Origin of the sequence: Corynebacterium sp. HMSC076G08, from assembly GCF_001811515.1 — a bacterium.
GTDB lineage: Bacteria > Actinomycetota > Actinomycetes > Mycobacteriales > Mycobacteriaceae > Corynebacterium > Corynebacterium hiratae.
Genome location: NZ_KV805011.1, coordinates 1 through 25,918 on the forward strand (window position 1 = coordinate 1; position 25,918 = coordinate 25,918).

25 protein-coding genes are annotated in these 25,918 nt (G+C 61.4%); 19 read left to right on the top strand and 6 right to left on the bottom strand.

What is annotated here, in order from left to right:
• Positions 1-26: 26 nt before the first annotated feature.
• The gene (locus HMPREF2806_RS01820; RefSeq protein WP_070515960.1) at positions 27-719 is read right to left on the bottom strand and encodes a trimeric intracellular cation channel family protein; all 693 of its coding nucleotides are present in this window, start codon (positions 717-719) and stop codon (positions 27-29) included.
• 309 nt (positions 720-1,028) lie between these two features.
• Positions 1,029-2,663, bottom strand: a complete 1,635-nt coding sequence (locus HMPREF2806_RS01825) for a multicopper oxidase family protein (protein WP_070515962.1) — start codon at positions 2,661-2,663, stop codon at positions 1,029-1,031.
• A gap of 70 nt (positions 2,664-2,733) precedes the next feature.
• Here HMPREF2806_RS01825 and HMPREF2806_RS01830 point away from each other — a divergent pair, with 70 nt between their 5' ends.
• The 12 genes from HMPREF2806_RS01830 (at position 2,734) to HMPREF2806_RS01885 (ending at position 14,744) form a co-directional block, all read left to right on the top strand.
• Positions 2,734-3,993 carry an MFS transporter gene (locus HMPREF2806_RS01830; protein ID WP_070515884.1) on the top strand — a complete coding sequence of 420 codons (1,260 nt, stop codon included), beginning with the start codon at positions 2,734-2,736 and terminating at the stop codon, positions 3,991-3,993.
• Positions 3,994-4,058: 65 nt separating this feature from the next.
• The gene (gene glmU / locus HMPREF2806_RS01835) at positions 4,059-5,522 is read left to right on the top strand and encodes a bifunctional UDP-N-acetylglucosamine diphosphorylase/glucosamine-1-phosphate N-acetyltransferase GlmU (RefSeq protein WP_049154281.1); all 1,464 of its coding nucleotides are present in this window, start codon (positions 4,059-4,061) and stop codon (positions 5,520-5,522) included.
• Between the two features lie 24 nt (positions 5,523-5,546).
• The gene (locus tag HMPREF2806_RS01840; RefSeq protein WP_049154279.1) at positions 5,547-6,521 is read left to right on the top strand and encodes a ribose-phosphate diphosphokinase; all 975 of its coding nucleotides are present in this window, start codon (positions 5,547-5,549) and stop codon (positions 6,519-6,521) included.
• 209 nt (positions 6,522-6,730) lie between these two features.
• Positions 6,731-7,387 (top strand): 50S ribosomal protein L25/general stress protein Ctc, encoded by a 657-nt coding sequence (locus HMPREF2806_RS01845; protein WP_049154276.1) that lies wholly within the window; start codon positions 6,731-6,733, stop codon positions 7,385-7,387.
• Between the two features lie 144 nt (positions 7,388-7,531).
• Positions 7,532-8,071: an aminoacyl-tRNA hydrolase gene (gene pth, locus HMPREF2806_RS01850; protein ID WP_070515886.1), complete on the top strand. Its 540-nt coding sequence runs from the start codon at positions 7,532-7,534 to the stop codon at positions 8,069-8,071.
• A gap of 5 nt (positions 8,072-8,076) precedes the next feature.
• The gene (locus HMPREF2806_RS01855) at positions 8,077-8,955 is read left to right on the top strand and encodes a fumarylacetoacetate hydrolase family protein (RefSeq protein ID WP_049154273.1); all 879 of its coding nucleotides are present in this window, start codon (positions 8,077-8,079) and stop codon (positions 8,953-8,955) included.
• A 96-nt stretch (positions 8,956-9,051) separates the two neighbouring features.
• The gene (locus HMPREF2806_RS01860) at positions 9,052-9,507 is read left to right on the top strand and encodes a PepSY domain-containing protein (protein ID WP_232745225.1); all 456 of its coding nucleotides are present in this window, start codon (positions 9,052-9,054) and stop codon (positions 9,505-9,507) included.
• A gap of 88 nt (positions 9,508-9,595) precedes the next feature.
• On the top strand, positions 9,596-10,501 hold the full coding sequence (ppk2, locus tag HMPREF2806_RS01865) for a polyphosphate kinase 2 (protein WP_070515888.1): 906 nt from the start codon (positions 9,596-9,598) through the stop codon (positions 10,499-10,501).
• A 30-nt stretch (positions 10,502-10,531) separates the two neighbouring features.
• Positions 10,532-11,737: a sensor histidine kinase gene (locus HMPREF2806_RS01870; RefSeq protein ID WP_070515889.1), complete on the top strand. Its 1,206-nt coding sequence runs from the start codon at positions 10,532-10,534 to the stop codon at positions 11,735-11,737.
• Entirely contained in the window at positions 11,718-12,389 is a 672-nt protein-coding gene (locus HMPREF2806_RS01875; RefSeq protein WP_070515891.1) for a response regulator, read from the top strand. Before HMPREF2806_RS01870 ends, HMPREF2806_RS01875 begins: the two co-directional genes overlap by 20 nt.
• Before the next feature lie 86 nt (positions 12,390-12,475).
• On the top strand, positions 12,476-13,219 hold the full coding sequence (locus HMPREF2806_RS01880) for an ATP-binding cassette domain-containing protein (RefSeq protein ID WP_070515892.1): 744 nt from the start codon (positions 12,476-12,478) through the stop codon (positions 13,217-13,219).
• 124 nt (positions 13,220-13,343) lie between these two features.
• Positions 13,344-14,744, top strand: a complete 1,401-nt coding sequence (locus HMPREF2806_RS01885) for an ABC-2 family transporter permease (protein WP_232745226.1) — start codon at positions 13,344-13,346, stop codon at positions 14,742-14,744.
• A gap of 177 nt (positions 14,745-14,921) precedes the next feature.
• On the opposite strand, the gene HMPREF2806_RS01890 is transcribed toward HMPREF2806_RS01885, so the two are convergent.
• Both HMPREF2806_RS01890 and HMPREF2806_RS01895 read right to left on the bottom strand, forming a co-directional pair.
• Positions 14,922-16,376, bottom strand: coding sequence for a glyceraldehyde-3-phosphate dehydrogenase (locus tag HMPREF2806_RS01890; protein ID WP_070515896.1), 1,455 nt, complete (start codon positions 16,374-16,376; stop codon positions 14,922-14,924).
• Positions 16,377-16,440: 64 nt separating this feature from the next.
• Positions 16,441-17,424: a nitronate monooxygenase gene (locus HMPREF2806_RS01895; protein ID WP_070515898.1), complete on the bottom strand. Its 984-nt coding sequence runs from the start codon at positions 17,422-17,424 to the stop codon at positions 16,441-16,443.
• A 39-nt stretch (positions 17,425-17,463) separates the two neighbouring features.
• Here HMPREF2806_RS01895 and pth (HMPREF2806_RS01900) point away from each other — a divergent pair, with 39 nt between their 5' ends.
• Genes pth (HMPREF2806_RS01900) through HMPREF2806_RS01910 form a run of 3 tightly spaced genes read left to right on the top strand, consistent with a single transcriptional unit; the run spans position 17,464 to position 20,696 of the window.
• Positions 17,464-18,141, top strand: coding sequence for an aminoacyl-tRNA hydrolase (gene pth / locus HMPREF2806_RS01900; protein WP_070515899.1), 678 nt, complete (start codon positions 17,464-17,466; stop codon positions 18,139-18,141).
• 41 nt (positions 18,142-18,182) lie between these two features.
• Positions 18,183-19,040: an SDR family NAD(P)-dependent oxidoreductase gene (locus HMPREF2806_RS01905; RefSeq protein WP_070515901.1), complete on the top strand. Its 858-nt coding sequence runs from the start codon at positions 18,183-18,185 to the stop codon at positions 19,038-19,040.
• Positions 19,041-19,064: 24 nt separating this feature from the next.
• Positions 19,065-20,696: a peptide chain release factor 3 gene (locus tag HMPREF2806_RS01910; protein ID WP_070515903.1), complete on the top strand. Its 1,632-nt coding sequence runs from the start codon at positions 19,065-19,067 to the stop codon at positions 20,694-20,696.
• Between the two features lie 14 nt (positions 20,697-20,710).
• Here HMPREF2806_RS01910 and HMPREF2806_RS01915 read toward each other — a convergent pair whose 3' ends face one another.
• Positions 20,711-21,580 (bottom strand): patatin-like phospholipase family protein, encoded by an 870-nt coding sequence (locus tag HMPREF2806_RS01915; RefSeq protein WP_049154251.1) that lies wholly within the window; start codon positions 21,578-21,580, stop codon positions 20,711-20,713.
• A gap of 35 nt (positions 21,581-21,615) precedes the next feature.
• Here HMPREF2806_RS01915 and HMPREF2806_RS01920 point away from each other — a divergent pair, with 35 nt between their 5' ends.
• Together HMPREF2806_RS01920 and HMPREF2806_RS01925 are read left to right on the top strand one after the other, a co-directional pair.
• Positions 21,616-22,023, top strand: a complete 408-nt coding sequence (locus HMPREF2806_RS01920) for a hypothetical protein (RefSeq protein ID WP_049154249.1) — start codon at positions 21,616-21,618, stop codon at positions 22,021-22,023.
• A gap of 6 nt (positions 22,024-22,029) precedes the next feature.
• Positions 22,030-22,575, top strand: a complete 546-nt coding sequence (locus HMPREF2806_RS01925) for a gamma carbonic anhydrase family protein (RefSeq protein WP_049154248.1) — start codon at positions 22,030-22,032, stop codon at positions 22,573-22,575.
• A 109-nt stretch (positions 22,576-22,684) separates the two neighbouring features.
• On the opposite strand, the gene HMPREF2806_RS01930 is transcribed toward HMPREF2806_RS01925, so the two are convergent.
• The gene (locus HMPREF2806_RS01930) at positions 22,685-23,341 is read right to left on the bottom strand and encodes a sulfite exporter TauE/SafE family protein (RefSeq protein ID WP_046646929.1); all 657 of its coding nucleotides are present in this window, start codon (positions 23,339-23,341) and stop codon (positions 22,685-22,687) included.
• Positions 23,342-23,536: 195 nt separating this feature from the next.
• On the opposite strand from HMPREF2806_RS01930, the gene HMPREF2806_RS01935 reads away from it, so the two are divergent.
• Together HMPREF2806_RS01935 and HMPREF2806_RS01940 are read left to right on the top strand one after the other, a co-directional pair.
• Entirely contained in the window at positions 23,537-24,757 is a 1,221-nt protein-coding gene (locus HMPREF2806_RS01935; RefSeq protein WP_049154246.1) for an NAD-dependent epimerase/dehydratase family protein, read from the top strand.
• A 6-nt stretch (positions 24,758-24,763) separates the two neighbouring features.
• Positions 24,764-25,912: a glycosyltransferase family 4 protein gene (locus tag HMPREF2806_RS01940; RefSeq protein ID WP_049154244.1), complete on the top strand. Its 1,149-nt coding sequence runs from the start codon at positions 24,764-24,766 to the stop codon at positions 25,910-25,912.
• The last annotated feature ends 6 nt before the right edge of the window (positions 25,913-25,918 follow it).

Consider the following 25,918-nt stretch of genomic DNA (forward strand, 5'->3'; position numbering starts at 1 on the left):
ATCGGTTTATCCACACGAAATGTCCCTTAAGCCCTGATTTCAGCTTTCCGCGCAATCGATGCCACCTGCGCCGCGGTGTAGTTCAAGGGCGCGATTCCGGCGCGCGGAAGCACCCACCCGCGCCAATAGGCCATAACTGCTAGGCCAAAGCCCACGAAGGGCGAGATGACCATGCCAAGGGCGAACTTATCGAAGTGTGCGAAGGAAGCCATCACGATTCCGGTAAGTACCGCCGGCACGGCATACAGCGGGCTGCCGCCAAAGACCGAGGGAATCTGCCCGGAAGCAACATCGCGTACCATACCGCCGCCCACTGCGGTCAGAACACCTAAGAAGACGCAGGCAATAAATGGCATATCGTAGGCCAGCGCCTTCACACAGCCAGTCGTGCACCACACACCCAAGATGACAGCATCCGCGTGCTCAAGGAAGATCTCCCAGACCTTGCCTTTGAGGTCCATCAAGAAAGCAATAAGCGCACCCACGCATGCCAGAGTGAGATACCACGGATCAGAAATAGCGGCTGCTGGGCCATGAGAGATCAGCATGTCACGGATCATGCCGCCCGCCAGCGCCGAAAAGAGCGCCAGAAAAACGAAACCAATAATGTCGAATTCCCTGCGGCGCGCAATCGTGCCACCGATAATGCCGTTGAGTACCACACCAATGAGGTCAAAGACCTGGTACAGGGAATGGATGAGCGGGTCGACGTCCTGAATCACAGATACTGACCCTAGCGTACTGCTCACATAATGATGGTGGATTTGCTGTAGTTCACTATCCTCAGCTTCCTGCCACCTTAAAGCGCCGCCCCGGAACCCCCTTGACGGCCACCCTTTCCAAATGTGCAGACCTGGAAGTGCAGACACGCAGGTGGGCGTCGTGAAGCGCAACGCACTGCTTGGCGACGACCAGGAGGTCTGCACTTTCAGGTCTGCACTTTTGCAGATATCAAGCGCCTCCGCATCGGCACCCCGCTGGCACAGCTCGGCGCTAGCAGGCCGGGCCTACGAGAAAATCGTGAACGGTTAGGACTTCGCCTCCGGCGTCGCATAGGGGCTGCGGGAGGAGTCCACCACTTGGCCGGCATGTGCGGAGTGGGCGGTGGCGGTTTGGTCGAAGACTAAGGCGGCGGGTTTGACGCGCACGTCGGGCTTCTCGCCTTTGTTGACCATGACGTACTGCCCCATCATTCCCTCGTCCTCATGCAGCAGCATGTGGCAGTGGTACATGTACGGGATGGTCTTATCCGGGAAGTGACCGAACTCCACCAGCAGGCGTGCGGTGACCTTCGGCGGAAGGTTGACAATGTCTTTCCAGCCGGAGTTGAACACATCCATCTTCTCGTCGCCGTCCCACTCCAGAACCTTGAAGCGGGCGTTGTGGATATGGAAGTTGTGCGGCCAGTCAGAGTTCTCATTGGTCACGGTCCAGATTTCCGGGGCTTCGTGATCGATGACGGTATCCACACGTGCCATGTCCATCTGCTCACCGTTGATCATGAAGGTGTTGAGCACGAACTCGCGCTCTTCAAGCCCCTCCGTGGACGGGGTCTCCGCCGCGGCGGGGTCAAGGGTTGCCGGCAGGGCGGGTGGTTCCGAGGCGTTTTCCGCCGGCCCGGAAATGGTGAGCAGGTCGAAGGAATCTTGGAAGCCGAAGTCGGCCGCGTCCTTGTCCTTGGGCACCCCAAAATTATCCTTGCGCGGCACCGAGCGCAGCTGGACTTCCTTGCCGGGCTCCAAGTCCACGATGATTTCGGCGCGCTCGCCGGGGCCGAGGAAGAGGGAGTCGACTTCCACGGGGGCGTCGAGAAGCCCCGTGTCCGTGGCGATGACATGGAAGGGACCGTTGCTGAGATCCAGTGTGTAAAAGCGCATGGAGGCGCCGTTGAGCAGGCGCAGGCGGACCCGGCGCGTGGTGGCGTCGAAGCGCGCATTGGTGATGCCGTTGACCAGAGGCGTGGTGCCCAGAAGGCCCAGAGTGTTATCGCTCTTTTCATCAATCTGGCCATCGTCGGTGAACTTGGCATCCATGATGACTACCGGGATGTCGTCCACACCGTAGTCCTGCGGCAGGTCCAGGCCATCGGCCACATCGTCACCGATGAGGAACATGCCCGCCAGCCCGCGGTAGGCATGCGTGGCCGTGGCCATGTGCGGGTGCGGGTGGTACCACAGCGTGGCCGCGGGCTGGATGATCTCCCACTCGGGCTTCCAGGTCTTGCCCACCTCAATCGGTGAGTGCGGGCCGCCATCCGAATAGGCCGGAAGCTTCATGCCGTGCCAGTGCACCGTGGTCATCTCAATGAGGTCGTTGGTGATTTCCGCGCGGACTTTCTCGCCCCGCCGAGCCCGCAGAGTGGGGCCCAAGAAGGCGCCGTTGAAGCCCCACGTCCGCGTGCGGTCGTTGCCGGGGAGGATCTCCGAGTAGCCGTCCTGGGCGGTGAGTTTGAATACGCGCGTGCCGTCGACGACCTCCCCTTCCTCCACGGGCGGGATGGGCAGGGCACGCGGCTCGCCGTCGTAGCCCAGCGGCTCCGGTTGATTCTTCGACCCCGAAGTGGAGCAGGCGCTCAACCCCATCACGGCGGCACCGGCAACAGTCAGCACGGAACCCTGGACAAAAATACGGCGGGATACTGTAGGGCGAGCGGAGATAGACATGCCTCCCAGGATAGAGATCAGGTGAACCTTAGACCCCGGATTGGAGCGAGCCGGGCTTAAGATCACAGTCATGGCTTCGCGTTCAGCATCTCCCCACGGCTCCTCACCGTCCGAAGAGTCCGCCAATGCCCGCCGCTTCGTCTGGTCGAATGGCCTGCAGGGAGTGGGCGATCAATTGCTCTCCGGAAAGACGGTCCTACCCTGGCTGTTTAGCGTGGCCGGGGTGCCGGGCTTCTTCACGGGCCTACTGGTCCCCTTGCGCGAGTCCGGCTCCATGCTCCCGCAGGCGGCGCTGACCCCGTGGGTGGTGTCCCATCCAGCACGCAAACGCCTGTGGGTGCTGGGCTCGGTGGGCCAGGGTCTGTGCGCGGCGATCATCGCGGCGGCTGCGGTGCTTGTCGACGGCCCCCTCCTCGGCCTCATCGTCTGCCTCGCCCTGGCAGCTCTCGCCGTGCTGCGCGCGCTGTGTTCGCTGACCGGCAAAGACGTGCAGGGCCGCACCATTTCCAAGGGCCACCGCGGAGTAGTGACCGGCCGGGCCACGCAGCTCGGCGGCGCGGTCACCTTGATTACCGGTGGCATCCTCGCCGTGCTGGGTGAGCTCCCGCGCTGGGGCTTGGCGGCATTGCTGGCCATCGGTGCGGCCACGTGGTTCTTGGCGGCAGCAGTATTCCGCACCATCGAGGAGCCGGTGCCGGATGATGCCGGCCAGAAGTGCCTGAACCGCAGCTGGTGGACGGATACCTGGAAGCTATACACCCAGGATTCCCGCTTCCGCAGCTTCGTCAACGTTCGTGCCCTGCTTTTGGTGTCTGCCCTGTCCACCTCCTTTATCGTGGTGCTTTCGCAGAGCATCGGTTCGCAGGCTTTGAGTGGGCTCGGCGGCTTCGTCTTGGCCTCAGGCCTGGCCAGCCTCGTGGGTGGCCGTGTATCCGGTGTGCTCTCAGATAAGTCCTCCCGCTTGGTCATGTCCTGGGGTGCGGGTGCCGCAGCGATCATCCTGCTGGGCATCGTCGCGTGTGCCGCGTGGGCGCCGGCAGCGGTAAGCATGTGGGCATTGCCTCTCGGTTTCTTCCTGGTCAACCTGGCGCACACTGCCATTCGCGTGGCGCGCAAGACCTATGTGGTGGACATGGCTGGCGAAGACAAGCGCACCCGCTACGTCGGGGCTGCAAACACCATGATGGGTGTCATTCTCCTCGTGATTGGCGGCATCTCCGCCGTGATCGCGCTGGCTGGTCCCTCGGCAGCCATTCTGTTCTTGGCCTGCATCGGTCTGCTCGGCGCCTGGCGTGCCCGGGCACTTCCGGAGGTCTCACGCGAAAAATAGAACGCAGGCGTTATGATGAAAAAAGTAAGTCCTGACATCCCCAATCACAGGAGAAGCACACACTCGTGGCTGAAGTAACGAACTGCGCCGCCATCGTCCTTGCCGCAGGCGCAGGTACCCGCATGAAATCCTCAACCCAAAAGACGTTGCATGAGATTGGCGGGAGGTCACTTCTCGGCCACGCCCTCCACGCAGCCGCTGGCTTGAACCCGGAGCACCTCGTGGTCGTCGTGGGCCACCAGCGCGACCAGGTCTCCCCTGCCGTCGATGCCATCTCCGAGGAGCTGGACTGCGAGGTCTCCCAGGCCGTCCAGGAAGAGCAGAACGGTACCGGTCACGCCGTCCAGTGCGGCCTGAGTGCGTTGCCTGACTTCGACGGCACCGTCATCGTGACCAACGGTGACGTTCCGCTTCTGCGCCCGGAGACACTGCGCCAGCTGCACGAGACCCACACCGGCCAAGGCAACGCCGTGACCGTGCTGTCCATGACCCTGGAGGATCCCACCGGTTACGGCCGCGTGCTGCGCGCCGAGGATGGATCGGTCACCGCCATCGTGGAGCAAAAGGATGCCTCCGAGGAGCAGCGCGCGGTGCGCGAGGTCAACTCCGGCGTTTTTGCTTTCGATGGAGCCGTGCTTCGCGACGCCTTGACGAAGCTCAACTCCGACAACGCCCAGGGCGAGCTTTACATCACCGATGTGCTGGAGATCGCCCGCGAGGGAGGCCACCGCGTCGGCGCGCACGTTGCTGTCGATCCGGAGGAGCTCTCCGGTGTGAATGACCGCGTGCAGTTGGCCGCGGCCGGTCGCATTCTCAACCGCCGTGTGGTCGAGGAAGCCATGCGCGGCGGCGCCACCATCGTCGATCCCGATACCACTTGGATCGGCGTCAACGTGACCATTGGCCAGGACGTTGTCATTCACCCCAATACCCAGCTGTGGGGTGCGACAACCATCGCCGATGGTGCTGAGGTGGGCCCCGACACCACCCTGACCAATATGCAGGTGGGCGCTGGCGCCAGCGTGGTGCGCACACACGGCTTCGACTCCGTCATCGGCACCAACGCTCAGGTGGGCCCGTTTACCTACATCCGCCCGGGCGTCATCGTGGGTGAAGAGGGCAAGCTGGGCGGCTTCGTCGAGGCGAAGAAGGCGCAGATTGGCCGCGGCACCAAGGTGCCGCACCTGACCTACATCGGCGATGCCACCGTGGGTGATTACTCGAATATCGGTGCCTCTTCCGTCTTCGTCAACTACGACGGCGTCAACAAGCACCACACCACCATCGGCAGCCACGTGCGCACCGGATCGGACACCATGTTCATCGCCCCCGTCACCGTCGGTGATGGCGCCTACTCCGGTGCGGGTACAGTAATTAAGGACGACGTTCCCCCGGGAGCGCTCGCGGTCTCCGGCGGCAAGCAGCGCAACATCGAAGGTTGGGTGCAAAAGAAGCGTCCGGGCACGCCGGCAGCGGAAGCAGCCGACAAGGCACAGGACGCCCAGGCTGACGATCAGACCACTAACTAACGACAAGTAAAGGGATATCTACTGATGACTGGCAAGGTTACCGGCAGCAGCAAGAACATGATGCTCTTCACCGGGCGCGCTCACCCGGCGTTGGCTGAGGCTGTGGCCAAGGAGCTCAAGACCGATCTGGTTCCGACCACCGCCCGCGATTTCGCCAACGGTGAGATCTTCATTCGCTTCGAGGAGTCCGTCCGTGGTGCTGACTGCTTCGTGATGCAGTCCCACACCCAGCCGCTCAACAAGTGGCTGGTAGAGCAGCTCATCATGATTGATGCGCTCAAGCGCGGCTCTGCTAAGCGCATCACCGCCATCCTGCCCTTCTACCCGTACGCGCGCCAGGACAAGAAGCACCTCGGCCGCGAGCCTATCTCCGCCCGCCTAGTGGCGGACCTGCTCGCCGCTGCCGGTGCCGACCGCATCGTGTCCGTGGATCTGCACACCGACCAGATTCAGGGCTTCTTCGATGGCCCGGTCGACCACATGCACGCCATGCCGATCCTGACCGACTACATCAAGTCCAAGTACCCGATGGACAACTTGGCCGTGGTCTCCCCCGATGCCGGCCGCGTGAAGGTGGCAGAGAAGTGGGCACACGAGTTGGGCGATGCCCCACTCTCCTTCGTCCACAAGACCCGCTCTAACACCGAAGCCAACAAGACGGTGTCCAACCGCGTCGTCGGTGACGTCGAGGGCAAGGACTGCATCCTGCTCGATGACATGATTGACACCGGTGGCACCATCGCGGGCGCGGTCCGCGTACTGGAGGAGGCCGGCGCCAAGTCCGTGGTTATTGCCTGTACCCACGGTGTCTTCTCCGACCCGGCTCGCGAGCGCCTGTCCGAGTGCGGCGCTGTCGAGGTCATCACCACCGATACCCTGCCGCAGTCCACCGAGGGCTGGGACAACCTCACTGTGCTGTCCATCGCCCCGCTGCTGGCTCGCACCATCCACGAGATTTTCGAGAACGGTTCTGTGACCACGCTGTTTGAGACTCACTAGATTTGGTTCTGCGACGACGCTGCTGCTAAAATCTTGTGCGTCTCGGCGAGGGAGAAATCCGTTATCGACGCGATAGCACAAGTTAAGCAGTGAATCTTGTATTAAGCCTGCGATGACTCGTCCAAGACGTCCATCGGCAGGCTTTTGTCGTATCTACACGGTTCTTCATGAGCCCTTGCCGCACAACGATACTTTAAGGAGATTTACTTATGGCTTCTGAGCGCCCCGTATTGAAGGCTGAAGTCCGTTCTGAGTTTGGCAAGGGCTTCGCTCGCCGTCTGCGCGCTGCAGGCAAGATCCCGGGCGTTGTCTACGGCCACGCCGTCGACGTTCTGCACTTCGCCGTTGACCGCCTGGAAATGACCGCACTGGTCCGTAACCACGGCGTCAACGCCGTGTTCGAGCTGGAGCTCGAGGGCGAGCAGCACCTGGTCATGGTCAAGCACGTCGACCAGAACGTCCTGACCTTCAACATCGACCACATCGACCTGCTCTCCATTAAGCGTGGCGAGAAGGTTGAGGTCGAGGTTCCGGTTGTCCTCGAGGGCGAGCCGGCTCCGGGCCTCATGTCCATCCAGGATGCCGACGTCCTCCTGGTCGAGGCAGACGTGCTCAACATTCCGGAGGAGATCGCCGTGTCCATCGAGGGTCTCGAGGATGGCACCGTGGTCACCGCTGGCGACATCACCCTGCCGGAGGGCACCACCCTCGTGGCCGAGGAAGACACCGTCATCGTCTCCATCTCCGAGCCGCAGGTTGATGAGGAGCTCGAGGCTGCCGCTGAGGCTGCCGAGGACGGCGGCGCTGAGGCTGGCGCCGAGTCCGCAGACGAGGGCGCCGCCGAGGAGAAGGCCGACGAGGAGTAAAACTCCCCTCTCCTTATCACTCCTCATTCTCTAGCGCACCGCTGCCTGCATTCTTTCTCACTCCCTCCCCTACATACCGAGGGGGTGAGCGTGCAGGTGGCGGTGCGCTCTTGTGTCTTCACCCCAGCGGCTTAGAATGGCTGCGTGACTTCTTCTCCTTTTCTCGTCGTTGGCCTAGGAAACCCCGGGCCGAAGTACGCCGGCACTCGCCACAACATCGGCTTTGACGTGGCTGATGAACTAGCCCACGAGCTATTCGCTTCCTTTTCCGTTCACAAAAAGACAAACACGGATGTCGCCGAAGCGCGACGTGGCGATACCAAAGTGATCGTCGCCAAGCCGCGCTGCTTCATGAACTTGTCCGGCGGTCCCATCAAGGCACTCGCCCAATACTTCAATGTTCCTGCTGAGCGCATCATCGTGATCCACGATGAATTGGAGCTCGACTTCGCCACCATCAAGCGACGCCTCGGCGGCGGGGACCACGGCCACAACGGCCTGCGCTCCACCACGAAGGCCCTGGGCACCAAGGATTATCAGCGGCTTTCAGTAGGCATCGGCCGCCCGCCCGGCCGTATGGATCCGGCCGCATTCGTGCTCAAACCGTGGACTAAGCAGGAGGCCCACGAGATTCCCATCATCTGTGCCGATGCCGTCGATGAGATTCTTCGCGCGTTAGACTAGCCGCCATGAAGCTCGCTACTCTCCGCACCAGTTTTGGTACTTGCGCTATCCGCATCGACGGCCCCAACGTGGGCACCGAGCTGGATTATGAGGACGTCGGAGAATTGCTCGCCAGCCCCGATTGGAGCAAGGCCGCGCAGCTGTCCGGCGAGCCTGTGGTTTTCAACGATGCCGACCTAGCCCCCGTCATCCCCCACCCCGGCAAGATTATCTGCGTTGGCGTCAACTACGCCAAGCATGCCCGGGAGATGGGGCGCGAGCTTCCCACGCAGCCCACGCTCTTCATCAAGTTTCCGGAGGCCCTGACCGGGCCCTTCGACGACGTTTATGTCCCGGCCTATGCCACGAAGAAGCTGGACTACGAAGGAGAGCTCGCCGTGGTCATGGGACGCCGCGCGCACCGGGTGAGCACGAAAGATGCACTAGATTACGTGGCCGGCTATGCCATCATGAACGACTACACCCTGCGGGATTATCAGCGCGCCACCACGCAGTTCCACGCCGGCAAATCCTTCTACCGCACCGCCGGCTTCGGGCCGTGGTTGACCACGGCTGATGAATGGGCCCCGGGCAAGGCCGCGCGGCTTATGACGACCGTCGACGGCGACGTGCGCCAAGACGACAACACCGATGACCTCATCTTCTCCGTGGCCGAACTCATCGCCTTCTGCTCCTCCCTCTACCCTCTCAATCCGGGCGATGTCATTGCCACCGGCACTCCGGAAGGTGTGGGCTTCGCGCGTGGCGAGGAGGCGCTGCTGGGCGACGGCTCCCGCACCCGCATTAGCATCGAAGGGCTAGGGGCAATTGAGAACACCACGCGCTTCGGTGAGCCCCCTGCTGCCGGTGGCTGCGGCGAAGGCTGCACCTGTCACGGCCGTTAACATTCAGCCATATCCAGGCTCTTCAGCGAGCACGCTCTGATTTCGATACGGTGGGGCACCACATTCCCCCTGATTGACTGAGGAGGATGAGCCTCGATGACTCTTCATTCCCGTTTCACCGCCGCCGGCATCGCACTCTGCGCCAGCACCGCGCTGGTGGGGTGCTCGTCGGATAAGGAGGCCGAGCCCGCCCCGACGCCGACTCCCGCGCCGGTGGAAACCGTGACGGAAACGGCCACAGCGACGGGCACGGATGCTGGCGACGATGACCGTGATGACGACGACGCTCAGCAGCCTGCCGGCACGGCTGGTGCCGGGGCCACCGGCAACGCAGAGGGCTCCGGCATGCTCAGCGGCGATGAAGCTTTTGAGAAAGCCTTAGCCCACGCCGGCGTTGATGCCCAGGCCGTCACAGAAAAGGAAGTCGACTACGACGATGGTGACGATGGCAAGGGCCCGCACTGGGAGATTGAATTCAAGGCCAACGGCCAGGAACACGAGCTCGATGTCGACGCCGCCAGCGGCGCGGTGACGCAACACGAGGTTGACTGATCGCCAGTCTGATCCCCAGCTCCATCCCACGCACATCTCTAACCCCTGCGGTTAGGCATTTCCCCAGCTAAGAGGTAAATTTAAAGGTATGAGTTCACAGTCTAAGAAGTCTGCCACCAAGCCGCCGAAGCTAGACAAGCAAGCCTATGAGGACGAGCTCAAGCGCCTCCAAGCAGAGCTCGTCGAGATGCAGCAGTGGGTCGTTGAGACCGGCGCCCGCGTGGTCATTATCATGGAAGGCCGCGACGCCGCCGGCAAGGGTTCCGCCATCAAGCGCATTACGCAGTACCTTAATCCGCGTACCTGCCGCATCGAAGCTCTGCCCAAGCCGACTGACCGCGAGGCGGGCCAGTGGTACTTCCAGCGCTACATTGAGAAGCTGCCCACCGCCGGTGAGATCGTCATCTTCGACCGCTCCTGGTACAACCGCGCCGGCGTGGAGCGAGTCATGGGCTTTTGCTCCCAGCAGGAGTACGTGCGCTTCCTTCACCAGGCGCCGATGCTGGAACACATGCTCATCGAAGACGGCATTATCCTTCTCAAGTACTGGTTCTCTGTGTCTGATGAGGAACAGCTCGCACGCTTTAAGTCCCGCCGCAATGATCCACTGCGCCGCTGGAAGCTCTCCCCCATGGACCTGCAGTCCATCACCCGCTGGGAGGACTACTCGCGTGCCAAAGACGAGATGTTCGTCCACACGGATACCCCGTCCGCCCCGTGGTACACGGTGGAGTCTGAGGATAAGAAGCGTTCACGCATCAACGTGATAAACCACATCCTCAAGACCGTTCCCTATCAGCACGTGGAGCAGGATGTACCTGAGATCCCGAGCCGCCCCGAGCTCGAAGCCGAGTACGTACGCCCGCCGCGCAACGAATTTGCCTACGTCCCGGATGTCGCTGCCGACTTGGAGCGTGAAAAGGTCAACGGCTCCGGCTCCGGCAAGAAGCAAGGAAAGAAAAAGAAGGGCAAGAAGGACAAAAAGAAGAAGTAGTACTTTCGGCATGTACTACCATGGCCGACTATGAGCTCTTCCCGCACCGCGCGTACCTTTCTGTCCTCGGTGCATTTGGGGGACGCGCTACTCGCAGGAGTCGCGGGGCTCGTAGCGGCCTTTTATTGTGCCTTGGCATTTTCCTCCCCCGGAACGGTGGAAGTTGTCGAGGCTCTCTTGTCGCTACTGTTCATACCGCTTTTCTTAGTCTGGCGCTCGAAGCCTGTCGTGAGCGCAACAGGATTCCTAGTTCTGCTCCTGGCCTGGGCTGTCATATGGATGAACCAGCTCCCCACCAATAGCGGCCTCACCCCATGGGCGTTGACCGCCCCCATGGCCGTGTACACCACCTCGCGGTACATCACCCAGAGGCTGATTCCGCGGGTGGTTCTGTTCATCACCGTGATCGGTACCTTTATCTCCCCCTTCATGTGGCGCATCGACACTGAGACCTACCTTCTGCGCTATGAGGTCGACACACCCTTCCTTGCCATGGTGGTGGCTCACTGGGCGGTGCTGGGAAGCACGTATTTCATCGCTGCCCGGTATTTTGACCGTGATCGCCAACGGGAGATACTAGCGCGCGAGCGCTTCCACCAAGCACAAGAAGAAGAACGCCTCCTCATTGCACGGGAACTTCACGATGTCCTTGCCCATTCCCTCACCCTGATTAAGGTTCAGGCTAATGCAGGCATCGTTGCAGCGACTGCGGACTCCGGCGCGGCTGAAGAAGCACTTCTTTCGATCCGCGATAATGCGGATACCGCCTTGGGCGAGGTTCGCGGCATAGTCGCTGCCTTGCGCTCACCCGGCCCCACGGCTCTAGAGCCTGCTCAACAACTTGAGCACATCGAAGGGATCCTCGAAGGCTTCCGCGCTGCAGGGCTAAAGGTGGACGCCAACCTCCCGACTGAATACGCCGTGCCATCGTTGGTGCAGATGGCTCTGGTGCGCATTATCACGGAAGGATTGACGAATGCGCTGCGCCATCAGGGCGTCGGCACGCACGTCTTCGTTGAGCTTGTACTTGATGACGCCGCCACGCTCACCCTCACCTCCATCAATCCTCATCCCACGCCAAGCAACGTCGCGGGCAGCGGCGTGGGCTTAGTCGGAGTTTCGGAACGAGCCCGTTCGCTCGGCGGTCGCCTCGACTATTCCGGCGATGCTCATTCCTTTTCCTTGCACGCACAGATACCGATGAAGGAGACCAAGGATGCAACCCAGCAGCTCTAGAATCCGCGTCTTATTGGCCGATGATCAAGCAATGCTGCTCTCAGCACTGGCTACCATCCTCACTGCGCAAGAAGACATCGAGGTCGCGGCAACCGCTGCCACGGGGGCGGACGCCGTGACAGCAGCGCTGAGCCACCACATTGATGTGGCGATCCTCGACATTCGCATGCCCGGTATGGACGGCATTGCAGCGGCTCAGGCCATACTCGAGCGAAAGCCCGAGTGCCGCATCATCATGCTCACCACATTCAATGATGAAGAGCTCGTGGCGCGATCCATCTCCGCTGGCGCCCACGGTTTCCTGCTGAAGGATGCCGACCCAGAGGTTCTTGTGACCGCCGTACGCAACGTGGCGCAAGGAGAATCGGTACTGGCCGCCGAGGTAACCGGCCCAGTGCTAGAGGCTTATCGCTCAGCGCTGACACGCGATACCCTCAGCGCCCAGGAACGCCAAGGACTCAGCCTCGTAACGCGCCGCGAGATGGAAGTGCTTTCACTCATCGCGCGTGGTGCTACAAATGCGGAGATAGCCGCCGACATGGTCATCGCAGAAACCACGGTGAAAACTCACGTCTCCGCGCTCATGTCTAAACTCGCCGCACGTGACCGAGTGGCCCTCGTTCTCTTAGCGCAGCGTGCTGGGGTTGCCTAAGCTCCTACCACGGTAGGAGGTCTGCTCGCTGAAGACCATCATGCAGGCGGATTCCTTCATGATGCGCCCCGGCGATACTGCATTCTATGAATTGCGATATCTCTTTTGAGCACATCTCGAAATCTTTCGGTCGGCAACGAGTCCTCGATGATGTTTCCTTCCACATCTCCCCTGGCCGCGTGCATGCGCTCCTCGGGCGCAACGGGGCAGGAAAATCAACAATCTTCTCCATCCTCTTAGGCCTCCTGCCTCCTGACTCGGGCTCCATCAGCGTGGCGGGCCAACCTTGGAACCGCAATGTGCTTCGCCGCATTGGTGCCTCAGTGAACGGGCCAGCCTTTTATGGTCATCTGTCTGCCGCGGCGAATCTTCGCGTTCACGCTCGACTTCTGGGGCTTCCCGACTCTGAGATTGACCGGGTTCTCTCCATCGCTGGGCTCAGCGGCGTTGGCTCCAAGAAGGCGAAATCCTTTTCCACTGGTATGAAGGCCCGCCTAGCGTTAGCGCAAGCTCTCCTCGGCGATCCAGAGGTTCTTGTTCTTGATGAGCCCCAGAATGGCCTCGATCCCCAAGGAATCATGGAATTGCGAGAGCTACTACAACAACTAGCCGCGGCTGGGCACACCGTTATCGTCAGCTCCCACCAGCTTGGAGAGGTACTGCACCTTGCCCATGACATCACCGTCTTGGCCGAGGGCACGATTCGCTATTCCGGTTCCTTGCAGGAACTAGCTCCACGTGGTCAGTTGGAGGAAGAATTCTTCCGACTTACCTCACCGAGCCACCCCTCCCAAGCGCCTACCAACCGGGAAGGAGAGTCACGTGCCTAAGCACACTACTGCCCCTCGCCCGAGTTACCTTTCAGCAGAACTACTGCGCAGCCGTGGAAGCGCCTTACAGTGGTTGCCTTTGCTGGCGCTACCGCTGGTCATCATGACAATCATTTTCTCCTCAATGGCCTCAGCACGCACTGATGCCACGGGCGTCTTGGCTTGGCAATCCTTGTTTGTTACCGGCATGTATTCCCCTCTTACTGGGCTGTTCGCTGCCATTCCAGAACGCCGCGAGACCATCACTCGCAGCGGCGGAACGCAATGGAGAAACCTCAACCCGCGTCTCGAGAATGCTGCCCGCTTTATCGTTGTCATTGTCAGCCTTGCGGTCTTCCATATTCTGAACTTTGGTGTTTCTTGGTTCGTTGTCGCTGCCCAGGGGCGGGAGAATCACGAACTTATCCTCGTAGCTGGGCTCTACTCCTTCCTTGGCGCGCTTGGCATTGCCGGGCTTTCCGCCGCCTGTGCCCGCCGACTGGGCTTCGGCTTAACGCTGGTAGCCGCGGCCCTATGGCAAATAATCAGCATCCTTCCGTGCACTGTCGAATCAGGCAGGTGGTGGGCCTTTCCCCCAGCATGGCCGCAACGATTGCTTCTGCGCGCATTGCGTATTCACCAGAACTCGGTGCCTCTTGAACCACACGACCCACTTCTCACCAGCAGTCCACTACCGGCTTTCATATTGTGCGTCATCCTCGCCGTTCTCGGAGCATTAGCCGCGGTCTACACGCCGCGACGATACCGGCCAATGTTCTCGCTGCGACACCGTTTCGCGCGTTCCACAACGGCCCAGACTGATGCCGACGTTGCTAATACCACCATGGAAGAAGCCCAAGTATGGCAGCCAACGAGCCACCCCCGTGCGGCGGCACAGTCCTCGCTGTGGTCCACGTTGCTAGGACTCCACCGTGCAGCTTTTAGCCCAGCGGTGTTCTCTTGCTTGATGCTCAGCATTCTGGCGCTAGGCTTTGTCGCCCTGCAATATCCCGCTAACTACGTCGAAGGTTTCTTTCACTACTTTCTGCTTCCGGTAGGCGCAGGTATCTTGCCGGTCCTCGTTTGGCCCCGTGTAGCTGATTCATGGCCGTTGGTCCATATGGAAACACGGTTCGGCACATCCGGGATTCTCCTCTGGTTCCTGTGTGTCATCCTGGCGGTATGCGCTGCCGCATACCTGGCCAGTGCGCTCGCAGGTGGTGATGGCGCTGCACAGTTTTCCGCTTTGCCCCTTGCGGTTGGGGTGGGCTATGTCATCGCAGCTGTATCACTCATTCTGGTGATTCGCTTCGGCACTGTGAGCGCTATCGCTCTCACAATCATAGGGACGATTGTCTCCGTCACCTTGGGCGGCGATGTCTTGGCTGATACCGGTCTGTGGGTACTCGCCTTCCCCGCCTGGCCTTTGGTTGCGCACTCACCTTTGCGCTATGCCGTCGCTGTGGTGTTGGCCGCAGTGCTCGGGGTGGCCGCGACATTGCGCGCACGACATTTACTCCATACTCGAGCGCTGTCTTCCCGCTAAAACTGACCAATCTGACGAAAACAGTCTAGATTTTTCGATCTCGGCCCCTACTTTTGGCAGATCGGGCAGTTGTGGGCGTGAAGCATCCTGGCAATGCTAGGTCGCAAGCCGGGCAGGACCCTAAAACAGCACTACCGCCCGCGCCATGCAGCACGGGCGGTAGCAGTGTTTTAGCGTTTAGAGCTCAGAAACATCAACGCGCTTCGGGTAGACCACCGGGCGAGCGCCGGCGATTTCCTCGACGATGCGGATGACCTGGTTGGAGTAGCCGAACTCGTTGTCGTACCACACGTAGAGCACGAGGTGCTTGCCGGAGGAGATGGTGGCGAGGCCATCGACGACACCAGCGTGGGTAGAGCCCACGAAGTCAGAAGACACAACCTCCGGGGAGGCGATGTAGGAGATCTGCTGGCGCAGGTCGGAATGCAGGGAGACGTTGCGCAGGAAGTCGTTGACCTCGTCGCGGTCAGCTTCCTTCTCCAGCTCGAGGTTGAGCACGGCCATGGAAACGTCCGGGGTGGGAACGCGGATGGCGTTACCGGTGAGCTTGCCCTCAAACTCCGGCAGAGCCTTGGACACGGCCTTGGCTGCACCGGTCTCCGTGAGCACCATGTTCAGGCCGGCTGCGCGGCCGCGGCGGTCACCCTTGTGGAAGTTATCAATGAGGTTCTGGTCATTGGTGAAGGAGTGCGCGGTCTCCACGTGGCCGTGAACCACGCCGTAGCGGTCGTTGATGACCTTGAGCACCGGGGTGATGCCGTTGGTGGTGCAGGATGCGGCGGAGAGAATCTGGTCGGAATCCTCGATATCTCCGTGGTTGATGCCGTAGACGATGTTCTTCAGATCGCCCTTACCCGGTGCGGTGAGCAGCACACGAGCCACTCCCTTGGACTGCAAGTGCTGGGACAGGCCCTCGCGGTCGCGCCACACACCGGTGTTGTCCACGACAATGGCGTTGTCGATGCCGTACTTGGTGTAATCGATCTCCGCCGGGTTGTTGGCGTAGATCATCTGAATCTTGGTGCCGTTGGCCCAGATGACCTCATTCTCCTCGTCGACGGCGATGGTGCCGTTGAAAGCACCGTGGACGGAGTCACGGCGCAGGAGGGAGGCGCGCTTGAAGATGTCAATGTCACCCTTCTTGCGAACGACGATGGCGCGCAGGCGCACGCCGCCGTAGGCAGCTTCGCGGGCAATCAGGATGCGGGCCAGCAGGCGGCCGATGCGGCCGAAGCCATAAAGCACGACGTCGGTGGATTCCTTATCCACGCCAGCGCCGACGAGATCCACGAGGGTCTCCTCGAGGTAGTTGCGCAGGTTATCGGAGCCGGACTCTTCGAAGCCGGTGGCCAGGCGGCCAAGGTCAATGGAAGCGGTGCCAAGGTTCATCGAGCACAGTTCCTTGAGAATAGGCAGGGTCTCTGCGGTGGAAAGCTCGCGCTCAGCAATGCGGCGGGCGTAGCGGTGCGCCTTGATGATGTCGATGTCGGTCACGCCGATGAGCAGGCGGCCGTAGATAGAGGTGACAACGTTATTGTTGCGGTGCAGCTGGTGGATGAGCGGGATCATCTCTTGGGCCAGCTCCAGGCGCTCGTTCCAATCCTCGTGCCCAATGTGCGCGTTCGAAGTCACGTGCTTTGTATCCTTTACTCGTCAAAAAGGGTGTAAAACTATGTCCATCCGTAAATATTAACCCTTATTCATGCCCGTTTGGGTGTAGTTGAGCGAGGATCTCCGCCACACTACCCCCGCGAAGTTTCATTACATCGACACCTACGAGGCAATAGTCCACGTCGGCGTCGAGCTGCGCACGACGCGGTTTCAGCAACGCGTTGAGATAGGGGTAGACCAAAGGCAGGTCCGGGTGTGCCCGTGTGTAGGCGGTCTCCAGCCCGCGGGCGTAGCGCCCGGAGAACGCGCGGGTCGACACCGTCCTGCCGCCACGGCGCAGAAGGTCACGGTTGTGCTCACTCGTTCCGGCTTCTTCGGACAGCAAGAAGGCAGAGCCACAGTTGACTGCCTCTACCCCCGGCCACGCCAGGGCCTCGGCGACATCCTCCCGAGTTCGCAGCCCACCCGCGGCAATGAGCGGAAGGTCCGTGACCTGATGGACCGCCGCGACAAGTTCTTTAAGCGGGCGTTGGTCGGGTTCCGCACTCGGGTCCCACACTCCGCGGTGCCCGCCGGCCTCAGGCCCCTGCACGCACAACACATCGACGCCTCGCGCGGTGGCAGTCTGCGCCTCCTCGGGGGTGGTGACCGTGGTCCACGCCTCTGCCCCAGCGGCATGGATGCGCGCGACTTCTTCCTCGTTAAAGACGCCGAACATCGACCAGAGCACCGCTGCCCCACCCTCCAGCGCTGCGTCGAGCTTGTCCTGCCAGCCGAAGTTTAGGGGGACGTCGCCAAGCACGGCGTCCTCTTCCGCGGCGAGGGACCGTGCAGCTGCGAGCTCCGTTTCAGTCAGCGCGCGCTGCGGGTGAAAGATATTGACCCCGAATCGCGTGCCCGCACACGCAGCGATGGCCTCCCGCGCGGCGTCTACTGAAGAGCTCCCCAGGCCCAGCGCGCCAAAAGAACCGGCGGACTCAGCGGCGGCAACCAGTTCAGGCGTGGTGGGCCCACCGGCCATCGGGGCAGGTAGGACGGGACAGGTGATAGCCTCAAGAAGTTGACTCATGGTCCCCCAGCCTAAAGAAAATCCATCAAGGGAGTTGTTGTGTCCGCCATCCGTGACTTTTTCACCAGCCTCTTTGGCAGCGCTGAGGCTGCGCCGAAGAAGACGAAAAAGGCAGTCAGCCCTGGACTAAGTCCAGCCGATTTAAGCGCTAAGTGGCTCATCGTAGGCTTAGGCAATCCCGGCGCGAAATACGCCGCGACCCGTCACAATGTGGGGTACATGGCGGTGGATGATCTCCTCGCCGAAGCTGGCGACATGCTTGAACCCGTCACCGGGCACCAGCTCAGCGCCGCACAGCTCGAGCTCGGGGGCACGAAGGTCGTGGCTTTGCGTTCACACACCTACATGAATCTCTCCGGCGATCCCATCGCACCCTTGGCCGCGCAGCTGGGGGTTGCGGCAGAAAACATCATCGTCATCCATGACGAGCTCGACCTACCCGCCGGCAAGGTGCGCATTAAAAAGGGCGGCAACGAGAATGGCCATAACGGCTTGAAGTCGCTGAGCGAGCGCTTGGGCACGCGCGATTACCTGCGTGTGCGCGTGGGTATCGGGCGCCCGCCCAAGGGTGGCTCCATCCCGGACTGGGTGCTCGCGCCTGTCGACGCCAGCGCTGAGCTCGATTCCACCATCGCCACCGCCGCCGAGGCCGCCCGCCTCATCGTGACAGAGGGACTCAGCAAGGCCCAGCAGGAGATCCATTCCCGGGCGAAATAAACCCCGGCGCAGCGGCGCTCAACGCCCTACACTGTCCAAGTATGAGCCGCGCGAGCAAGAACCTGCCTTCTAGTCATGACCCTCGAACAATTGTCATTACCGGTGCTTCGAGCGGGGTGGGCGCGGCCGCTGCCCGCATCCTTCACCAGCGCCGCCCGCAGGATTCGCTCGTGCTCGTGGGCCGGAACCCGGAAAAGACGCAGGCCGTAGCCGAAGAAATTGGTGCGGCCTTTCACGTGGCCAACTACGAGTCTTTGGGCCAAGTTCGCCGTCTCGCGGAAGAGCTAAGCCAGTACCCACAGATTGATGCCTTGGGCAATAACGCCGGCGGCATGTTCGACGGCCCCTTCGCCACCGCCGATGGCTTCGAGCGCACCTGGCAGATCAACGTCGTGGCTCCTTTTCTTCTGACCTCTTTATTGCGCGATACCCTGCGGGCCAGCGATGCCACCGTGGTGCAGACCGCCTCTTTGGCCAACGTCCTGTATTCCGCTTTCGATCCCGGTGACCCAAACACCTTTGAAAAATTCACCGCGGAGCGCGCTTACGGCAACGCCAAGTTGGGCGATATTCTTCTGACCCGCTACCTCGACTCGCATGGTCTGACCTCCGTGGCCTTCCACCCGGGCATTTTGAATACTGGCTTCGGGCATAACTCAACGAGTAGGACAAGCAAGCTCTATTCGACCACTGCGGCTCAATACGTCTTAGGCAAGGCGGACAAGGGCGGGGAGAACTTGGCCTACTTCCTCAGCGGCACCCCAGGCATCCATTTCGAATCCGGCGAGTACTACAACCAGAAGCGCAAGCCAGGCCTGCAGCGGCCGATTGCGAAGAAGCTCTCCGTGGCCCGGCGCGTCTTTGATGATCTGGGCCGCCAGCTCAATGTGGAGTGGTAGCAGCCAGCGGCTAAACTAGCCCGCATGAGTATTGCCTCCGAAGCTTCCCGCCGCCGCACATTCGCCGTCATCGCCCACCCGGATGCTGGTAAGTCCACGCTAACGGAGGCGCTGGCGCTGCATGCGCACGTCATCAACGAAGCTGGCGCGGTGCATGGCAAGGGCAACCGCAAGTCCACGGTCTCTGACTGGATGGAGATGGAGAAGGAGCGCGGCATTTCCGTGGCCTCCTCGGCCCTGCAGTTCGAGTACGCGCCCGAGGGTCACGAGGGCGAGCCCTACATGATCAACCTGGTGGACACCCCGGGCCACGCGGACTTCTCGGAGGATACCTACCGCGTGCTCACGGCGGTGGATGCTGCTGTGATGCTTATCGACGCCGCCAAGGGCCTCGAGCCGCAGACCCTCAAGCTCTTCCGCGTGTGTAAGGCCCGCGGCCTGCCGATCATTACGGTGATCAACAAGTGGGACCGCGTGGGACGGGAGCCGCTGGAGCTTGTCGACGAAATCGTTAACGAGATCCAGCTGCAGCCCACCCCGCTGTACTGGCCGGTGGGTATCGCCGGCGACTTCCGCGGTTTAGCCCACATTAATGATGATGGTGAGGCCGACGAATACGTGCACTTCCTGCGCACCGCCGGTGGTTCCACCATCGCCCCGGAGGAGCACTACGCGCCTGAGGATGCAGCCGCGAAGGAAGAGGACGCTTGGGAGACGGCCGTGGAGGAAGCAGAGCTGCTGGCAGCCGACGGCGCCCTGCACGACCAGGAGCTCTTTGAGCAGTGCGTGACCTCCCCGCTCATCTTCGCCTCTGCGATGCTGAACTTCGGCGTGCACCAGATTCTGGATACCCTGTGCGCCATCGCCCCGGCTCCGCGCTCCCGCGATTCGGATCCGCAGGCCATCGAGGCCGCCACCTCCGCTATCGATGAGGTCCGTGAGGTCACCGATGAGTTCTCAGGTGTCATCTTCAAGGTGCAGGCGGGCATGGACCGCAAGCACCGCGATAACTTGGCCTTCATGCGCGTGGTCTCCGGTGAATTTGAGCGCGGCATGCAGGTCAACCACGCACAGTCTGGCCGCAGCTTCTCCACCAAGTATGCGCTGACGGTCTTCGGCCGCACGCGTGACACCGTGGACACGGCTTACCCGGGTGACATCGTGGGCTTGGTCAACGCCGGTTCCTTGGCTCCCGGTGACACGATTTACACAGGCAAGAAGGTACAGTTCAAGCCCATGCCGCAGTTCGCGCCGGAGTCCTTCCGCATCCTACGCGCGAAGTCTTTGGGTGATTACAAGGCATTCCGCAAGGGCTTGGACCAGCTGGCTGCGGAGGGCGTGGTCCAGATTCTGCGCAACGATACGCGTGGCGATGCCGCCCCAGTCATGGCCGCGGTGGGCCCCATGCAGTTCGAGGTCATGCAGGCTCGCATGGAGGTCGAGTACAACGTGGAGACCATCACCGAGCCCATCCCCTACTCCGTGGCGCGCCGCACCGACGCCGAATCCGCGCCCGAGTTGGGCCGCCAGCGCGGCGTGGAGATCTTCACCCGCACCGACGGCGAGCTCATCGCGCTCTTTGGTGATAAGTGGAAGCTGGCCTTCATTGAGAAGGAGCACCCGGAGCTCACCATCGAAACCCTCGTGGCGGATTAGGCACAGCGTTTCCCTTAACTGCTGAGGAATTCCTTCCACGCCGGCCATTCCGCATAGGTCTGCGCGCGCCCGGCTTCATAGTTCGCGCGCAGCTTAGTCACCGAGCGCTCGGTCGAAGCCACCTGCATATCCTCTGGGAAGAAAAGCTGTGCACGCCCCTCCTTTTCCAGCTCCAGAAGCCGCTCCTTGGAGGCGTTGTACCGGGGCGGCCGGGCAATCATTGACTCCGCCACGGCAGGGTACTTTCGGAAGATTCGTCGCAGCGCCGCGGGCCGCCCTACCTCAGGCCGCACGTAGCCACGCGGTTTCGAGCCAAGGAACAAGAACTTTTCAAAGCCGGCCTTCTCCGCCTGCTCGATGAGGATGCCACCGGATTCCCCCATCGCACCGTCGACGTACGGTGCGCCATCGATAACACGCATCGGCATGATCAGCGGCAACGTCGAAGACGCGCGAACGCGCACCATCAGGTCCTCTTGTGTCTTTATGTCATTGCGCCCCCAGTACACGCTCTCCCCGGTATCGGCGCGCGCGGCGGAAATACACATCTGCGCCGGGTTGGCCTGAAATGCTTCCCAGTCAAAGGGCATGTCCTGATCGGCGGCCTTCTCATAGATGAACTCCGCATTGAAGTAGCCGCTACCGCGCAGCAGCGAACCCAGGCCACCGAAGCTGGGGTTCTTGGCAAAATCCACGAAGGATTCTTCCGAGCGGCTCACGTCGCGGGAGAGGAAGTTCACGGTGTGTGAAGAGCCCGCGGAAACACCTCCAACCCAGCCAAATTCCACCTCCTCCTTTAGGAGCTTGACGATGCACGCGGCGGTATAGGAATTGCGCATGCCGCCGCCTTCAATGACGAGTGCTGTATCTTTCGCGTCAATCACAGTGCCCGATGGTACCCCCGCGCTAGGATCGCGCCATGGGATTGTTTTCTGCGGTTAAGAATGCCGTCGACAAGCTTGGCGGCTCCAGCACTGTCCGTTTGGCCTCCCCGGATCCCCACGCCGTCGAGGTTTCTTTCGATCATCTTTCCGTGCACACTGCGAGCGGTCTCATCATCCTGGTTACCTCCCCTGCCGGTGCGCAGGTGCTCAGTGAGGTGGCGCGCTCCGGCGAATCTGCGCAATTACGTGGCCCTCAGACCACGGTGCATCTCTCCCCCACGACTAAAGAACAGCGTCCCGTCCACGACCCCAAGAAGGGATGGGCCATCCCGTTGTCGCTTGCAGAAAGAGAGACGCTGTCCCAACTCAACGCGGAGCCCGGCGATTATGAAATTTCCGAGTCACTCGCTGTGTCCGTCGAACCCACCCCTGAAGAAAGCTAGTCCGCCATGCTCATCCTCCCCTTCCAAGGGCACACACCCCGCATCCACCGCAGCGCCTGGATAGCACCGAATGCCACCATCATCGGTGACGTCACCATCGGGCCAGATTCTTCCGTGTTCTATGGCAGCGTGCTGCGCGGGGATGTTGGTGCCATTCGCCTTGGCGCCCGCGTCAATATCCAGGACAACTGCGTCATCCACGTCGAAACCACTGCGCCGTGTGTGCTGGAGGATGACGTCACCGTGGGCCACATGGCCATGCTCCACGGCACGCACGTGGGCGCGGGCACGCTGGTTGGAATGAAGTCTTCTTTGCTTTCCGGCTCCACCGTGGGCACAGGCTCTCTCATCGCCGCCGGCGCGGTGGTGCTCGAGGGCCAAAACATTCCCGCCGGTGCCTTGGCCGCCGGGGTGCCCGCCAAGGTGCGGCGTGAGTTGAGCCCTGAGGAATCGGCCGCCTTCATCCCGCACGCCGCGCGCTACGTCGACATTGCTAAGAATCAGGCGCCGCTTGGCGACGCCCTCCCCCTCGACGAAGTCCTCTACGACTAGCACCGCAACTGCCGTTGTTGACAAAACTCCCGAGCCCGCCGCAAAAACTGACCAGAACTTTGGCAACTAGGGCAGTTCACTTTTGAACTCTTGCCCACCAGCCGGCTCGTTATAGAAGAGCAACGAGACCCATCACCACCAGGAAGGCGGCCACTCCGTAGCCGCTCCATAGTGCCACTGCTGCAGAGTTTTCCCGCGCCCACGCGAAGGCGCGACCAGCCCAGGAGTCTGGCTTCGCCCGCACAAGCGCGATGAAAAGCCCGCACACCGTGGGCAGCGAGAGCGCGAAGGTGGCATAGAAGAAAAGGCCTCCGTATTTAACGGTGTTGCTGAAATCCCCGGCAGCAAGGTGCATCAGCCCATAGAAAAAGGGTACGGAGGTCAAGGACTGGATAACACCCATGGCATAGCCCACCGCGACAGTCTTGGCCGAGGGCGTGCGCAGTGGGCCGAGGAGTTTCTGCACCATGTCATTGGGTTCGCCCTTGGAGCGCCAGGCCAGAAGGCCCAGCCCCAGGCCGATGACCACCAGACCCCAACCAAGCAGCGGTGATTCCAGCGCGGCGGCCACCTTGTCCTGGATACCGACGAAGACGAACATCACCACAGCAGCGGCGGTGAGCACGCCGAACCAGTCACCGACGATGACGAGGGCCGCGATCTTGCGGTAGCTCCCCCGCGGAAGCATGATGCCGATGGCCACCAGGATTCCGATGAGAAGCGCGTTGACGGAATCGGCGAAGGCATTCAGCACGGCTTCAAGCATGCGGGCTAGTCTACAGGCTCTTAGAGAACATTCATCTACTGTTTACCCCGCGCGCCCCCGACGCAGGCGAGCAAACGGTATGTTCGAAAAAAGTGTGCCACGTAACGAACCCCCAACTTACGCGTGTCAACATAGACTAGACCCCTGCTGGTACAGCACGTTTTGACCCCGACCCAAGAAGTGGAGAGACAAAAAATGAAGGTAGCGATTCTCGGCGGAGACGGCTTCTGCGGTTGGCCCGCTTCCCTTTATCTCTCCGACCAAGGCCACGAGGTCATCATCGTGGATAACCTCTCCCGGCGCGCCATCGATGAGGAGTTGGGCGCGGAATCCTTAACACCCATCGCCTCCATTGAGGATCGCCTGGCCGCGTGGACCGAGGTTTCCGGCAAGACCATCGGCTTCCGTAACCTCGACGTGGCCCAGGACTACGACGGCTTGCTGGAGTTCCTGAATACCGAACACCCGGATGCGGTGGTGCACTTCGCTGAGCAGCGCGCCGCCCCCTATTCCATGAAGAATTCGCGCACCAAACGCTACACGGTGGATAACAACATCAACGCCACCCACAACTTGCTCGCCGCCATCGTGGAATCTGAGCAAGATATCCACGTCGCCCACTTGGGCACCATGGGTGTCTACGGCTACGGCACCGCCGGTATGAAGATTCCGGAGGGCTACCTGGATGTGCAGGTGGATGCGGGCGAGAATGGCGTCGTCAAGCAGCAAATCCTCTACCCCTCCAACCCGGGCTCGGTCTACCACATGACGAAGGTCCTGGACCAGCACCTGTTTGCCTACTACGCCAAGAATGATGAGCTGCGCATCACCGACCTACACCAGGGCATCATCTGGGGCACGCACACTGAGCAGACCCAGAAGGACGAGCGCCTCATTAACCGCTTTGATTATGACGGTGACTACGGAACGGTGCTCAACCGCTTCCTCATTCAGGCCGGCATTGGTTATCCGCTGACCGTCCACGGCACCGGCGGACAGACCCGCGCCTTTATTCACATTCGTGACATGGTGCGCTGCATCGAGCTAGCCCTGCAGAATCCGCCGGCACGCGGGGAGCGCGTCAAGATCATCAACCAGATGACCGAAACCCACCGCGTGCGTGACCTGGCAGAACTACTGGCGAAGATCTCTGGTGCGGAAGTGGCTTATGTGCCGAACCCGCGCAAGGAATCCGCAGAGAATGAACTCCACGTCACCAACGACACGTTCCTCGAGCTCGGCCTGGAGCCGACCACTTTGTCGGAGGGGTTGCTCCACGAGGTGGAGGAAGTCGCGCGTAAGTACGCCGACCGTGTTGACCGCTCCAAGATTCCAGCCCAGTCGCTGTGGACGCGCCAGCAGCACGCTGGTGTTCCCGAAGCCTTGGCCAACGGCGCGGACGCTGCGGAGGCTTAAACCTTCGTGCGCATCGCTATCGTTACCGAGGTCTTCCTGCCCAAGATCGACGGCGTGGTCACCCGCCTGACGCGCACGCTGGACCAGCTGGCCGCGATGGGCCATGAGGTGCGGATTTTTGCCACAGGCAAGGCCCCTGACACCTATGCCGGCTTCGAGGTCACCCGCATCCCCAGTTTGTCGCTGTGGGTCTACCCGGAGATTAAATTCGGTTTGCCCTCGTGGAAATTCTTCAAGGAAATCCGGGATTTCGATCCCGATGTCATCCACGCGGTCAATCCCATTTGGACCGCGGCCCTCGGCGTCTTTGCCGCGCAGCGCGATGCCGTACCGCTGGTAGCCAGCTTCCACACCAATGTCCCCGAGTACGTTGAAGCGCTGGGGATTGGGTGGACTAGGCCGCTGACCGAAGCCGCGCTGAAGTATCTGCACAACCAGGCTGCGGTGAACCTGTGCACCTCCGGCCCCATGGTGGATAAGGCTCGGATGATGGGGATCCGCAACGTGCAGCTGTGGCCCAAGGCTGTTGATACGCAGACCTATCACCCCAGTCGCGCCACGGAACAGATGCGCGAGCGCCTGACCGACGGTAACCCGGATTCCCCGTTGGTGACCTATATCGGCCGCGTCTCCAAGGAGAAGGACTTGGAACGCCTCGATCACGTGATGGAACTGGTGAGGGCACAGCTTAGCGACGCCCGCCTGGCCATCGTCGGCGATGGCCCCGCCTTGGAGGAGCTCAAGTCCAACTTCGATCCTGCGCACACCGTATTCACGGGCTACCTCTCCGGCGAGGAGCTCGCCGCCGCCTTCGCCGTGGGGGATGTCTTCCTCTTCCCCTCCGCCACAGAGACCTTGGGACTCGTGGCTCTCGAGTCCTTCGCCTCTGGGGTTCCGGTCATCGGCACGAATGCCGGCGGCATCCCCTTCGTTATCGAAGAAGGCGTCACAGGACATCTCATCGAGCCCGACGCTGACGACACCGCGTGGGCCCGCGCCGCTCTCAGCCTCCTGCGTGATTCCTCCCGCCGGGCGCAGATGGGCCAGGCCGCCCGCCGCGAAGCTGAAAAGCATTCCTGGGTAGAATCCACCCAAGCCCTCCTTCAGGCCTACGAGGAGGCCATCGAGCACCCCTTCCGCAGGAATACAAACTAGTCAAGG